Below are 13,053 nucleotides of genomic sequence, written 5' to 3' on the forward strand. Positions count from 1 at the left end.
CTACTAATTTTCTGTAAAAATAATCTAATTTATTATTGAAATGCTAGATTACTTCATCGTTTCCTCCTCGTAATGACAGATGTTTTTTTCGGGTTAGGGATTGTAGTGGCATCCTTTTTTATTGTCACCTTGAGCGAAGTCGAAAGGTTAAACAATAAAAAAGATATAACGAAAAGCACGACTACGCCTTTTTTCAAGGCGTAGGAACCTCCTAATTATTTTATAAATATACTTCTGATCCTTTTTCTTTAAATTCTTTCGATTTCTCTTCCATACCTTTTGCGATTACTTCGTTATCTACAATATCATTAAGCGCTGCAAAATCACGTACTTCTTGAGATATTTTCATAGAACAGAATTTTGGTCCACACATAGAACAAAAATGTGCAATTTTAGCTCCCGCCGCTGGCAAAGTTTCATCGTGATATTCACGAGCACGTTCTGGATCTAATCCTAAATTAAACTGATCTTCCCAACGAAACTCAAAACGAGCCATACTTAATGCGTTATCTCTATGCTGAGAACCAGGATGCCCTTTTGCTAAATCGGCAGCATGGGCTGCTAACTTATAAGTTATAACCCCTACTCGTACATCTTCCTTATTTGGTAAACCTAAATGTTCTTTTGGTGTTACATAACATAACATTGCGCAACCATACCAACCAATCATAGCTGCTCCAATACCCGAAGTAATATGATCATAACCTGGTGCAATATCAGTTGTTAAAGGCCCTAAGGTATAAAAAGGAGCTTCGTCGCAAAGTTCTATTTGCTTCTCCATATTTTCTTTAATCATATGCATTGGCACATGCCCTGGCCCTTCAATAAAACATTGTACTTCGTGTTTACGTGCTATTTGTGTTAATTCCCCTAAGGTTTCTAACTCAGCAAATTGTGCTTCGTCGTTAGCATCAGCTACCGAACCTGGACGTAATCCGTCTCCTAATGAAAAGGCAACATCATACTGTTTTAATATTTCACAAATATCTTCAAAATGTGTGTACAAAAAGCTTTCTTTATGATGTGCTAAACACCATTTTGCCATAATAGAACCTCCACGAGATACAATTCCTGTAACGCGTTTTGCTGTCATTGGCACATAACGCAATAGTACACCAGCATGAATAGTAAAATAATCTACTCCTTGCTCTGCTTGTTCTATTAAAGTATCGCGAAAAATTTCCCATGTTAAATCTTCTGCAACTCCGTTTACTTTTTCTAATGCTTGATAAATTGGTACTGTTCCTACTGGTACTGGTGAGTTACGAATAATCCACTCACGTGTTTCATGAATATTTTCTCCTGTAGATAAATCCATAATATTATCTGCTCCCCAACGACAAGCCCACACTGCTTTTTCTACTTCTTCTTCAATAGATGATGTTACTGCTGAATTACCAATGTTTGCATTTATTTTCACTAAGAAATTTCGACCTAAAATCATAGGTTCAGCTTCTGGGTGATTTATATTTGATGGTATAATAGCACGACCTCTTGCTACTTCTGATCGTACAAATTCTGGTGTAATTTTATCTGGAATAGAAGCCCCAAAATGTTCTCCTTTGTGTTGTTTTCTAATTTCGGTCATTTCATCTATTCGCTGATTTTCACGAATAGCTATGTATTCCATTTCTGGTGTAATAATTCCTTTTTTAGCGTAATGTAATTGTGTTACGTTTTGTCCTTTTTTAGCTCGTAAAGGATTTTTTAATAACTTAAAACGCATATGATCTAAACTAGTATCGTTTAAGCGTTCGTTACAATATTCTGAAGAAAATTTTGTTAACTGCTCTACATCACCACGGTCTTTAATCCAAGATTCACGAATTCTTTCAATTCCACTGTGTACATCAATTTCTTTAGTAGGATCGGTATAAGGTCCTGAAGTATCATAAACTGTTACAGGTTCATTTGGCGTTTTCTTTTTCGTCATAGAATCAACCGTGTCACTCAACGAAATTTCACGCATTGCTACTTTAATTTGCGGGTGAATTTTACCGTCTACATAAATTTTCTTTGAATTCGGAAATGGTTTTCTTGTAATTCCGTTTTGCTTTGGTGCTGTGTCTTTGTTCTTCATTTGATAAAGTAGTTTGCTTTTTAAATAAAAATCATCCTCCTTGAGTAGATCTTATAATTAAAATATCATCATTATTTTGAAGTAACTTTAAAGACCAATCTGTTCTTTTTACCACAGTACTGTTTATAGCAATAGCAATTCCGTTTGTTTGAATTTTTAAATATTCAACAAACTCTTGTAATGTTAGGTTTTCTAAAACTTGATGGTCTTTTTGGTTTACTTTTATAGTAATCATATTTATATAATATTACTGTAAACCGAATGGTAGTAACTCGATATAATTTTATCGAAGATAACTTTTCCCTACGCTGGTATTAACCAAATCAGGTTCTAAGGATTTTTCTCAAACTAATTTAATAGCTACTCCTAAAGTTTACATGACAAATGTATTCTTATTTTTTAAAAAACAAGTTTTTTATTCTTGTTATTTAATACTCCTTCTCAATTATCATTCGCTTATACCTAAAAAACAAACAGTTAAAACCTTTTCATAAAAACAACTCTTTTTTTCTTATACTTTTAACATATAAAACACATAAAAGGTGGAGTAAAAACCACTTGAAAAACGTTTTCTATGAGATAATTTATAGGATACGCTAACCGAAAAGCCTTATGAGTAGGTAAACTAACCAAACTTATTATAAATACTAAAACATAAGCAAAAAAGAAACATTTGAAGATGGATTGGCTGCTTACCTCTCTTTAATAGCAGAAAATCATAAAGTATTTAATGGGGCATTAAACGGATTGTAGACGTAATTTACACATCAAGTTAAGTATTAATGTAAATTGTATTTGATATAAATTATCGTTTTAAGTGCGTTGCTTCGATACCTCTTTCTAAGGTTATTTGGTAAGCAATTGTTGATATTTATCAATCTTTATACGGTAGATCTCAAATTAATTACGCTAAATATAATTAGTATAATTAATAAAAGCCTGTCTTTTTTACTAAAAGGACAGGCTTTGTTTATGTAAAAATATTCTTTTTTATAACTCTTTAATAGTTTTTGCAACTTGTTGAAGTACGTCAAAAGCTGTTTCTGCCATTTTATTCCCTTTAAAATCTAATAATGGATTTACTTCTACAAATTCAACACAAACTACTTTTTTACTTTCTAATAGTCCGTTTATAATTTTTACAATCTCTTTATCATCAAAACCTTTAGGAACAGGTGTACCTGTACCATAAGAAATCATATCGCAATCCATTGCGTCAACATCAAAAGATACATAAATAACATCACAATCAGATAATTTATCTAATGCTTCGTTAACACAAACTTCTAACCCACGATAACGAACCTCTGCAACCATATAGTTTTTAATACCATACTTTTCCATTTGTTTTTCCTCTGGTTCTTCAGTATCTCGAACTCCAAAAAAAACAATATCCTCGGGTAACGCTTTCTGACCTGGAATTCCAATATTTTTCATTCGATCCCATAGCTCTGCCGTTTCCCTACTAACATCATTTACCTGACAATCTAAATTATCATCAGCAATGACTGCTCCTAATGGCATTCCGTGAATATTTCCTGAAGGAGAGGTATAAGGTGTGTGCAAATCTCCATGAGCATCAATCCAAACAACTCCAACTCTTTTTGTTGGGTTTGCTGATTTAACACCACTTATAGTACCTAAAGCAGATGAATGATCTCCAGAGATAACTATAGGAAATTTACCTTCCTGTAAATTCACCTTTACGTGGTTACTTACTCTTTTACACTGATTAAAAACACTTCTTATTTGCTTACCAAACGAATTGTTTTTTTTGTTATAAACAGATTCATTTTCTGTGATAACATCTTCAAACTCAAAACGATTAAAAAAATCGTTATTTTGATTGATTGCTGCTATTTCAATAGCATCTATCCCCATATCAGAACCACGTGTTCCTGCTCCGATATCTGATCTGTTTTTGATAATTTTAATTTCTTTCATCATCAATTATATTTAATAAAAAATGCCATTTAAATTTTAAATGACATTTTTAGTTTATTTTATCTTTTACTTACTTTTACGAATGGTCTGTAGTTTTCACCTGTATAAACTTGACGTGGACGTCCGATAGGCTCTTTTCCTAAACGCATTTCTTTCCATTGCGCAATCCAACCTGGTAAACGACCTAATGCAAACATTACTGTAAACATTTCTACTGGAATACCCATAGCACGATAAATAATTCCTGAGTAAAAATCTACATTTGGATATAATTTACGTTTTACGAAATACTCATCATTTAATGCTTCTTGCTCTAATGATTTTGCAATTTCTAAAATTGGATCATCAATACCTAAATCAGCTAAAACTTCATCAGCAGCAACTTTAATAATTTTTGCTCTTGGATCAAAATTCTTATAAACACGGTGTCCGAATCCCATTAAACGGAAAGGGTCGTTTTTATCTTTTGCTTTCGACATGTACTTTTTAGTGTCTCCACCATCTTGCCTAATAGCTTCTAACATTTCTAATACTGCTTGGTTTGCTCCACCATGTAATGGTCCCCATAATGCAGAAATCCCTGCAGAAAGCGATGCAAATAATCCAGCATGAGAAGAGCCTACAATTCTTACTGTAGATGTAGAACAGTTTTGTTCGTGATCTGCATGTAATATTAATAATTTATCAAGAGCGTCTTTTACTATTGGGTTTATTACGTACTCTTCTGTTGGCTTTTCAAACATCATTTTCATAACATTCTCTACATAACCTAAATTATTACTTCCATAATTTAAAGGTAAACCTTGCTTCTTACGCATTGTCCAAGCTACTAAAACAGGAAATTTTGCTAATATCTTAACAATAGCATTGTACATTTCTTCTTCAGAATCAACATTTACAGAGGTAGGATTAAATGCTACTAATGCACTTGTTAAAGAAGATAAAACACCCATTGGATGAGCCGTTCTAGGAAATGCTTCTATAATTTTTTTTATATCTTCATCTACAATCGCTTTTTCTCTAATATCATTATGAAACTTGTCTAGTTGAATTTTTGTAGGTAATTCTCCAAAAATTAACAAATAAGCAACTTCTAAAAAATCAGCTTTATCTGCTAATTCTTCAATTGAATAACCTCTATATCTTAAAATTCCTTCTTCTCCATTTAAAAATGTAATAGCACTCTGGCAAGAGCCTGTATTCTTATATCCTGGATCTATTGTTATAACACCTTCGGTAACCCCTCTTAATGTTTTAATATTAATCGCAGTTTCATTTTCTGTTCCTTTTATTAATGGAAACTCATACGTGTTATCACCAATTTGTAGTTTTGCTATATCTGACATTTTTATCTCTTAAATTTTAATGATTGTAGTTGATTGCGAAGATACCATTTTTTGTAGTATTTTGAAAATTGGTTTTGATAGAATTTTATCATTAAAAGCGTAAAAATGCAAAGGCTATTAATTAATTCTTATAAACATAAAAACCTTGTTAGAAGTTCTAACAAGGTTTTTATAACATAATTAAGTATATGCTTATTTTATTTTGAACGCCTTCTCTTGCGGATAAAATGCTACTCCATCTAATTCTTCTTCTATACGTAATAATTGATTGTACTTAGCCATACGATCTGAACGAGAAGCTGAACCAGTTTTTATTTGACCACAGTTTAATGCTACTGCTAAATCTGCAATCGTATTATCTTCTGTTTCTCCTGAACGGTGGCTCATAACAGATGTATACCCTGCATTATGTGCCATGTTTACTGCTGCAATCGTTTCTGTTAAAGTTCCTATTTGGTTTACTTTAATTAAAATTGAATTTGCAATTCCATTTTCAATTCCTCTAGATAAACGCTTTACATTAGTTACAAATAGATCGTCTCCAACTAATTGAACTTTATTTCCAGAAATTTCAGTTAAATACTTCCAACCTTCCCAGTCATTTTCATCCATACCATCTTCAATAGAGATAATTGGGTATTTATCTGCTAATTCAGCTAAATAATCTGCTTGTTCTTTACTTGTTCTTATTTTTCCTTTAGCTCCTTCAAACTTAGTATAATCATATTTACCATCAACAAAAAATTCAGCTGCAGCACAATCTAAAGCAATCATTACTTCTTCTCCAAACTTATAGCCAGCATTTTCAGTAGCTAAAGCTATTGTTTCAATAGCATCCTCTGTCCCTTCTAAAGTTGGAGCAAAACCACCTTCATCACCAACTGCTGTTGATAAATTACGTTCATGTAAAACCTTTTTTAAATTATGAAAAATCTCAGATCCTACTTGCATTGCTTCCGTAAAATTATTTGCTTTTACAGGTACAATCATAAATTCTTGAAATGCAATCGGAGCATCAGAATGAGAACCTCCATTGATAATATTCATCATTGGAACTGGTAATGTATTTGCTGATACACCTCCGACATACCTATATAAAGGTAATCCTAATTCATTAGCTGCTGCTTTAGCTACTGCTAATGAAACTCCTAAAATAGCATTTGCTCCTAAAACAGATTTATTTGATGTTGCATCTAAATCAATCATTATTTGATCAATCATGTTTTGCTCAAATATAGATACTCCTAATAACTCTTGAGCAATTAGTGTATTCACATTTTTTACAGCATTTAATACTCCTTTACCCATATAATCTTTTCCGCCATCACGTAACTCAACAGCTTCATGTTCTCCAGTAGAAGCTCCTGAAGGAACTGCTGCTCTTCCCATAACACCATTATCTGTAGTAACATCTACTTCTACAGTTGGATTACCTCTTGAGTCAAAAATTTGACGTGCGTGAATGTTGATTATAATACTCATAGTTTTATATTTTTAATATAGATTCCCGTGATTTTTAAAACCACGGGAATGTTATTTTTATAATTGCTAATTTACAAATAGTAGTTGTTTTTTAATTAGTTAGAAAAAACTAATTACGAAAACGTTTACGCTTTTACTTTTGTTTTTTGATGTTTTCTATAAATTCATCAAATAAGTATTCCGCATCATGTGGTCCAGGACTTGCTTCTGGATGGTATTGAACAGAGAATACATTTTTAGACTTCATTCTAATTCCAGCAACTGTATGATCATTTAAATGTACATGTGTAATTTCAACATCATTATGCGCTTCAGTTTCTTCTCTATTAATAGCAAATCCATGATTCTGAGAAGTAATTTCACCTTTTCCTGTAATTAAATTTTTTACAGGGTGATTAATACCTCTATGTCCATTATGCATTTTATAAGTAGAAATTCCGTTAGCTAAAGCAATTACTTGGTGCCCTAAACAGATACCAAATAAAGGTAAATTTCTTGCTATAATTTCTTTTGCTGTATTTTGTGCATCTACCAAAGGCTCAGGATCTCCTGGTCCATTTGAAATAAAATAACCATCAGGATTAAAATCACTCATCTGTTCAAAAGTAACATTATAAGGATATACTTTTATATACGCTCCTCTTTTAACAAAGTTTCTTAAAATATTCTTTTTTATACCGATGTCTAAAGCTGATATTTTTATTGATGAATTTTCATCTCCAACAAAATAAGGTTCTTTAGTTGACACTTTAGAAGCTAACTCTAAACCAACCATATTTGGCGTATCAGCTAATTGTTTCTTTAATGCGTCAATATTATCTACATCAGTAGAAATAATAGCATTCATAGCTCCATTGTCTCTTATGTATGCTACTAATGCTCTTGTATCTACATCAGAAATGGCTACTAAATTATGTTCCTTAAACCAATCAAATAAATTCCCATCTGAATCTACTCGAGAATGCGTAAAGCTAAAATTACGACAAATTAATCCTGAAATTTTAATGCTTTCAGACTCAACTTCCTCTTTGTTAATTCCATAATTACCAATATGTGCATTGGTTGTTACCATTAATTGACCAAAGTAAGAAGGATCTGTAAATACTTCTTGATAACCAGTCATTCCTGTATTGAAACAAATTTCTCCTGTTGAAGTTCCCTCAATTCCAATAGATTTCCCGTAGAAAATGGTTCCATCTGCTAAAAGAACTAATGCTTTTTTACGTTGTTGATATTTCATTTAGTGTATGTTGTGTTGTATCTTTTGAGTGCAAAAATATAAAAAAAAAGGGATAAACATTAAATGTTTATCCCTTTGATATAGTTTATAAAAATTTTCATTTTTATTCTTCTTCTTGTGAAGTTTGAGTTTCAACAGCTGCATCAGCAGTCTTTGCTCCACGACGACTACGACGAGTGTTCTTCTTAGCTTTGTTTCCTTTTGGATTGTATAATTCGTTATAATCAACTAATTCTACCATTGCCATAGGAGCATTATCTCCCTGACGGTTTCCTAATTTGATGATACGTATATATCCTCCTGGTCTATCAGCTACTTTTACAGATATTTCTTTGAATAATTCGGTTACAGCTTCTTTGCTACGTAAATAACTGAATACTGTACGACGATTATGAGTCGTATCTGTTTTAGACTTTGTAATTATAGGTTCGATAAACGTACGAAAAGCTTTTGCTTTAGCTACTGTTGTGTTAATACGTTTATGTTCAATTAAAGAACATCCCATATTTGCTAACATTGCTTTTCTGTGCGCTGTTTGTCTTCCTAAATGATTAAATTTCTTTCCGTGTCTCATGACATTTGGTTTTGGCTTTCATCTTGCTACAACCCTTTCTGGGGAGCAAAATATGAAAGGTTAATCTCTATCTAATTTGTATTTGCTTAAGTCCATTCCAAAATTAAGGCTCTTATTTGCCACTAACTCATCTAATTCAGTTAATGATTTTTTACCAAAATTTCTAAATTTCATTAAATCGCTTTTGTTGAAAGATACTAAATCTCCTAAAGTATCAACTTCAGCAGCTTTTAAACAGTTTAAAGCACGAACTGATAAATCCATATCAACTAATTTCGTCTTTAATAACTGACGCATATGTAATGACTCCTCATCATATGTTTCAGTTTGAGCTATTTCATCTGCCTCTAAAGTGATACGCTCATCAGAGAATAACATAAAGTGGTGGATTAGAATCTTAGCTGCTTCTGTTAAGGCATCTTTAGGGTTTATAGAACCGTCAGTATCGATATCGAAAACTAATTTTTCGTAATCTGTCTTTTGTTCTACACGATAATTTTCAACAGCATATTTTACATTCTTTATTGGAGTGTAAATAGAATCTGTAAAAATTGTTCCTAATGGTGCACCTGCTCTTTTGTTTTCTTCTGCTGGTACAAAACCTCTACCTTTTTCGATAGTAATTTCAGCATTGAAATTTACAGATTTATCCATGTTACATATTACTAAATCTGGATTTAGTACCTGAAAACCTGATGTAAATTTCTGTAAATCTCCAGCAGTTAATTGCTCTTGACCTGATACTGCAATAGATACTGTTTCTCTATCAGTCTCTTCAATTTGCTTCTTAAAACGAACTTGTTTTAAGTTTAAGATGATTTCTGTTGCATCTTCTACTACTCCTTGAATTGTTGAGAACTCATGATCAACACTGTCTACGCGTAATGATGTAATAGCAAACCCTTCTAATGAAGATAATAAAACTCTTCTTAAAGCGTTTCCAACTGTTAATCCAAAACCTGGTTCAAGAGGTCTGAATTCAAATCTACCTGTAAAATCAGTAGATTCAATCATTATTACCTTGTCAGGCTTTTGAAAATTTAAAATTGCCATTTTTCTTCGTTTTAATTGTTACTTAGTTGCGCGGTTTGTTAGTTTGAAGAAATACCAACAGACCCTTTGGCTAAGTAACAATATAAATAATTTATTATTTAGAATATAATTCTACAATTAATTGTTCCTTGATATTTTCAGGGATCTGTAATCTCTCTGGAGCTTTAATAAAAGTTCCTGATTTTAAATCAGAATTCCAACTTAACCATTCGTATACATTACTATTGTTTGTTAATGCACTTTCAATAGCTACTAATGATTTAGATTTTTCTCTTACAGCAACAACATCACCTGCTTGTAAATTATAAGAAGGAATATTTACAATTTCTCCATTTACAGTAATGTGACGGTGAGATACTAATTGACGAGCTCCACTACGAGAGTTAGAAACTCCTAATCTGTATACTACATTGTCTAAACGAGACTCACATAATTGTAATAAAACCTCACCTGTAATTCCTTTAGAAGCAGAAGCGCTTTTAAATAAATTAGAGAATTGACGTTCTAAAATACCATACATGTATTTCGCTTTTTGCTTCTCCATTAACTGAGTAGAATACTCAGATTTCTTACCTCTTCTTCTAGCATTTCCATGCTGTCCTGGTGGGTAGTTTCTTTTTTCGAAATTTTTATCATCTCCAAAAATTGCTTCACCAAATTTACGAGAAATCTTAGTTTTAGGTCCTGTATATCTTGCCATTTCTTATTGTTTTAGTAGGGATTATGAATTAAGGCTTACTCCTTCGATAATCTTATTCCTACCTTAGTTAAAATATTTTTAATTGCGCACAAAAGTACACTAGATAAAATATAAGTTGAAAACTAATTCAGCTTATACTCTTCTTCTTTTAGGTGGACGACATCCATTGTGAGGAATAGGAGTAACATCAACGATTTCAGTTACTTCAATTCCAGCATTATGGATAGATCTGATTGCAGATTCTCTACCGTTACCTGGTCCTTTAACGTACACTTTTACTTTACGTAATCCTGCTTCTTTTGCAACGTTTGCACAATCTTCTGCGGCTAATTGAGCTGCGTATGGAGTATTCTTTTTAGAACCTCTAAAACCCATTTTACCTGCAGATGACCAAGAAATAACGTCACCTTTTTTGTTTGTTAAAGAAATAATAATGTTGTTGAATGATGCAGTTACGTGAGCTTCACCTACTGATTCTATTACAACTTTACGCTTTTTTGTTATTTTAGACTTTGCCATGATTATTATAGTTTTAGTAATTTAGTTTTCTAACTTTATAGTTTTACAACTATTATTAGATCTTTATTACTTATCTAACTTATTTTTTCTTGTTAGCTACAGTTTTTCTCTTACCTTTTCTTGTACGAGAGTTATTCTTAGTTCTTTGACCTCTTAATGGAAGACCAAGTCTGTGACGAATACCTCTTTGACATCCGATGTCCATTAAACGTTTAATACTTATTTGAACTTCTGAACGTAACTCTCCTTCAATAGTAAAAGTTCCTATTTGCTCACGAATCGCTGCAATTTGATCATCGTTCCAATCTTGAACTTTGATGCTCTCGTCAATTTTTGTTGCTGCTAAAACTTCTTTAGCTCTGCTGTTTCCTATACCAAAGATGTAAGTTAAAGCGATAACACCTCTTTTATTCTTTGGAATATCAATACCTGCTATTCTTGCCATTACCCTTGTCTTTGTTTAAATCTAGGATTCTTTTTGTTTATTACGTATAATCTGCCTTTTCTTCGTACAATCTTGCACTCGGCACTTCTTTTCTTTAATGATGCTCTTACTTTCATCAGTGTGTGTTTTTAGTATCTGTAAGTAATTCTTGCCTTTGATAAATCATACGGACTCATTTCTAACTTTACCTTATCTCCTGGTAATAGTTTGATATAATGCATACGCATTTTACCTGAAATGTGAGCCGTAACAACATGTCCGTTTTCTAATTCTACACGAAACATTGCATTTGATAATGCTTCTGTAATCGTTCCGTCTTGTTGAATTGCTGGTTGTTTAGCCATATTATTTTAATGATTTTCTGTTACTGTTACCTGTTTTCATTAAACCATCGTAACGACTGTTTAATAAATACGAGTTTATTTGCTGAATAGTATCTATCGCAACTCCAACCATAATGATTAAAGATGTTCCTCCAAAAAACATTGCCCAGTTTTGAGTAACTCCAAACTTTACAATGATAGCAGGTAAAATTGATAAAGCTGCTAAAAATAAAGACCCTGGGAAAGTTATCTTAGATAACACAGCGTCTAAATAATTTGCAGTTTCTTCTCCTGGCTTATATCCTGGAACGAAACCATTGCTTCTTTTTAAATCTTCAGCCATTTTATTAGTTGGGATCGTAATCGCCGTATAAAAATAACTAAAAATAATAATTAAGACTGCAAATATAACGTTATACCATAATCCGAAATTGTCGGTTAAACTGTTTAATGCTGGGAATTTTTGTCCTAAAGCTACAGGTAAAAACATAATAGCTTGTGCAAAAATAATTGGCATTACTCCAGATGCATTCAATTTTAAAGGAATGTACTGGCGTGCACCGTCAACATCTTTAATATCTGTAACTGCTGTACGACGAGCGTATTGAACTGCAACTTTACGTACTGCTGTAACTAATAATACGGTTAACAAAATTACTACAAACCAAACTATTAGTTCGATTAGAATCATCATAATACCTCCTGCTCCAGCTGAATTCTTAGAAACTAATTCTTGAATAAAAGCCGCTGGGAAGTTAGCTATAATACCTACAGTAATTAATAATGAAATTCCATTACCAACTCCTTTGTCTGTAATACGCTCTCCTAACCACATTGCAAAAACTGTTCCTGCAGTTAAAAGTATTATAGATGATACCCAAAAAGTAGCTCCTGTTACTAAAAATGCTTCAGGTCCTAATCCCATTTGGTTTTGAATAATCCCAATATAGGTTGGTGCTTGAAACAAAGTAATAGCAATTGTAAGCCATCTTGTTATTTGTGTAATCTTCTTACGTCCACTTTCTCCATCTTTTTGTAACTTCTGTAAATATGGTACCGCGATACCCATTAACTGAACTACAATTGATGCAGAAATATAAGGCATTATACCAAGAGCCATTACTGACGCTCTAGCAAATGCCCCACCTGTAAATGCGTTTAATAAACCTAAAAGTCCACCAGAAGTACTGTCTTGTAAAGCTGATAACTGAGTTGGGTCAATTCCAGGTAATGGAACTGCCGCCATAAAACGGTAAACAGCAATTAAACCTAAAGTTAAAAGTAATTTCTCCTTTAACTCTTCTATCTTCCAAATGTCCTTTAATGTATTTATAAAATTCATCATTT

At 32.4% G+C, this 13,053-nt stretch carries 14 protein-coding genes and 1 riboswitch; all 14 genes read right to left on the minus strand.

Annotation, left to right across the window (positions count from 1 at the left end; genetic code table 11):
- Positions 1-220: 220 nt before the first annotated feature.
- Positions 221-2,080, minus strand: coding sequence for a phosphomethylpyrimidine synthase ThiC (thiC, locus tag CXF68_RS19455; protein ID WP_101046919.1), 1,860 nt, complete (start codon positions 2,078-2,080; stop codon positions 221-223).
- Positions 2,081-2,111: 31 nt separating this feature from the next.
- The gene (gene thiS / locus CXF68_RS19460; protein WP_028887444.1) at positions 2,112-2,315 is read right to left on the minus strand and encodes a sulfur carrier protein ThiS; all 204 of its coding nucleotides are present in this window, start codon (positions 2,313-2,315) and stop codon (positions 2,112-2,114) included.
- Positions 2,316-2,363: 48 nt separating this feature from the next.
- Positions 2,364-2,458, minus strand: a riboswitch (TPP riboswitch).
- Positions 2,459-3,070: 612 nt separating this feature from the next.
- Complete coding sequence (locus CXF68_RS19465) at positions 3,071-4,024, minus strand: arginase (protein WP_232771688.1); 954 nt, start codon at positions 4,022-4,024, stop codon at positions 3,071-3,073.
- Positions 4,025-4,083: 59 nt separating this feature from the next.
- Complete coding sequence (locus CXF68_RS19470; protein ID WP_101046923.1) at positions 4,084-5,370, minus strand: citrate synthase; 1,287 nt, start codon at positions 5,368-5,370, stop codon at positions 4,084-4,086.
- Positions 5,371-5,562: 192 nt separating this feature from the next.
- Positions 5,563-6,852 carry a phosphopyruvate hydratase gene (eno, locus tag CXF68_RS19475; RefSeq protein ID WP_101046924.1) on the minus strand — a complete coding sequence of 430 codons (1,290 nt, stop codon included), beginning with the start codon at positions 6,850-6,852 and terminating at the stop codon, positions 5,563-5,565.
- A 133-nt stretch (positions 6,853-6,985) separates the two neighbouring features.
- The gene (carA, locus tag CXF68_RS19480; RefSeq protein WP_101046926.1) at positions 6,986-8,092 is read right to left on the minus strand and encodes a glutamine-hydrolyzing carbamoyl-phosphate synthase small subunit; all 1,107 of its coding nucleotides are present in this window, start codon (positions 8,090-8,092) and stop codon (positions 6,986-6,988) included.
- 103 nt (positions 8,093-8,195) lie between these two features.
- Positions 8,196-8,666 (minus strand): 50S ribosomal protein L17, encoded by a 471-nt coding sequence (gene rplQ / locus CXF68_RS19485; RefSeq protein ID WP_101046928.1) that lies wholly within the window; start codon positions 8,664-8,666, stop codon positions 8,196-8,198.
- 60 nt (positions 8,667-8,726) lie between these two features.
- Positions 8,727-9,719, minus strand: coding sequence for a DNA-directed RNA polymerase subunit alpha (locus CXF68_RS19490; RefSeq protein WP_028887450.1), 993 nt, complete (start codon positions 9,717-9,719; stop codon positions 8,727-8,729).
- Between the two features lie 94 nt (positions 9,720-9,813).
- Positions 9,814-10,419, minus strand: a complete 606-nt coding sequence (gene rpsD / locus CXF68_RS19495; protein ID WP_101046930.1) for a 30S ribosomal protein S4 — start codon at positions 10,417-10,419, stop codon at positions 9,814-9,816.
- A gap of 132 nt (positions 10,420-10,551) precedes the next feature.
- A complete protein-coding gene (gene rpsK, locus CXF68_RS19500; RefSeq protein WP_101046932.1) occupies positions 10,552-10,938 on the minus strand; it encodes a 30S ribosomal protein S11 in 387 nt (128 codons plus the stop codon).
- Between the two features lie 79 nt (positions 10,939-11,017).
- Positions 11,018-11,383: a 30S ribosomal protein S13 gene (rpsM, locus tag CXF68_RS19505; RefSeq protein ID WP_101046934.1), complete on the minus strand. Its 366-nt coding sequence runs from the start codon at positions 11,381-11,383 to the stop codon at positions 11,018-11,020.
- Complete coding sequence (gene ykgO / locus CXF68_RS19510; protein WP_073316873.1) at positions 11,383-11,499, minus strand: type B 50S ribosomal protein L36; 117 nt, start codon at positions 11,497-11,499, stop codon at positions 11,383-11,385. Before ykgO ends, rpsM begins: the two co-directional genes overlap by 1 nt.
- A 12-nt stretch (positions 11,500-11,511) precedes the next feature.
- Complete coding sequence (gene infA / locus CXF68_RS19515; RefSeq protein ID WP_028887454.1) at positions 11,512-11,727, minus strand: translation initiation factor IF-1; 216 nt, start codon at positions 11,725-11,727, stop codon at positions 11,512-11,514.
- 1 nt (position 11,728) lies between these two features.
- Positions 11,729-13,048 (minus strand): preprotein translocase subunit SecY, encoded by a 1,320-nt coding sequence (gene secY, locus CXF68_RS19520; RefSeq protein WP_101046936.1) that lies wholly within the window; start codon positions 13,046-13,048, stop codon positions 11,729-11,731.
- Positions 13,049-13,053 lie beyond the last annotated feature (5 nt).

The sequence above is a fragment of the Tenacibaculum sp. Bg11-29 genome, assembly GCF_002836595.1.
GTDB lineage: Bacteria > Bacteroidota > Bacteroidia > Flavobacteriales > Flavobacteriaceae > Polaribacter.

Bases quoted from the DNA above. Each gene is read 5' to 3' on its own strand.
- thiC (WP_101046919.1), bottom strand. From the start codon at position 2,080: ATGAAGAACAAAGACACAGCACCAAAGCAAAACGGAATTACAAGAAAA.
- thiS (WP_028887444.1), bottom strand. From the start codon at position 2,315: ATGATTACTATAAAAGTAAACCAAAAAGACCATCAAGTTTTAGAAAAC.
- CXF68_RS19465 (WP_232771688.1), bottom strand. From the start codon at position 4,024: ATGAAAGAAATTAAAATTATCAAAAACAGATCAGATATCGGAGCAGGA.
- CXF68_RS19470 (WP_101046923.1), bottom strand. From the start codon at position 5,370: ATGTCAGATATAGCAAAACTACAAATTGGTGATAACACGTATGAGTTT.
- eno (WP_101046924.1), bottom strand. From the start codon at position 6,852: ATGAGTATTATAATCAACATTCACGCACGTCAAATTTTTGACTCAAGA.
- carA (WP_101046926.1), bottom strand. From the start codon at position 8,092: ATGAAATATCAACAACGTAAAAAAGCATTAGTTCTTTTAGCAGATGGA.
- rplQ (WP_101046928.1), bottom strand. From the start codon at position 8,666: ATGAGACACGGAAAGAAATTTAATCATTTAGGAAGACAAACAGCGCAC.
- CXF68_RS19490 (WP_028887450.1), bottom strand. From the start codon at position 9,719: ATGGCAATTTTAAATTTTCAAAAGCCTGACAAGGTAATAATGATTGAA.
- rpsD (WP_101046930.1), bottom strand. From the start codon at position 10,419: ATGGCAAGATATACAGGACCTAAAACTAAGATTTCTCGTAAATTTGGT.
- rpsK (WP_101046932.1), bottom strand. From the start codon at position 10,938: ATGGCAAAGTCTAAAATAACAAAAAAGCGTAAAGTTGTAATAGAATCA.
- rpsM (WP_101046934.1), bottom strand. From the start codon at position 11,383: ATGGCAAGAATAGCAGGTATTGATATTCCAAAGAATAAAAGAGGTGTT.
- ykgO (WP_073316873.1), bottom strand. From the start codon at position 11,499: ATGAAAGTAAGAGCATCATTAAAGAAAAGAAGTGCCGAGTGCAAGATT.
- infA (WP_028887454.1), bottom strand. From the start codon at position 11,727: ATGGCTAAACAACCAGCAATTCAACAAGACGGAACGATTACAGAAGCA.
- secY (WP_101046936.1), bottom strand. From the start codon at position 13,048: ATGAATTTTATAAATACATTAAAGGACATTTGGAAGATAGAAGAGTTA.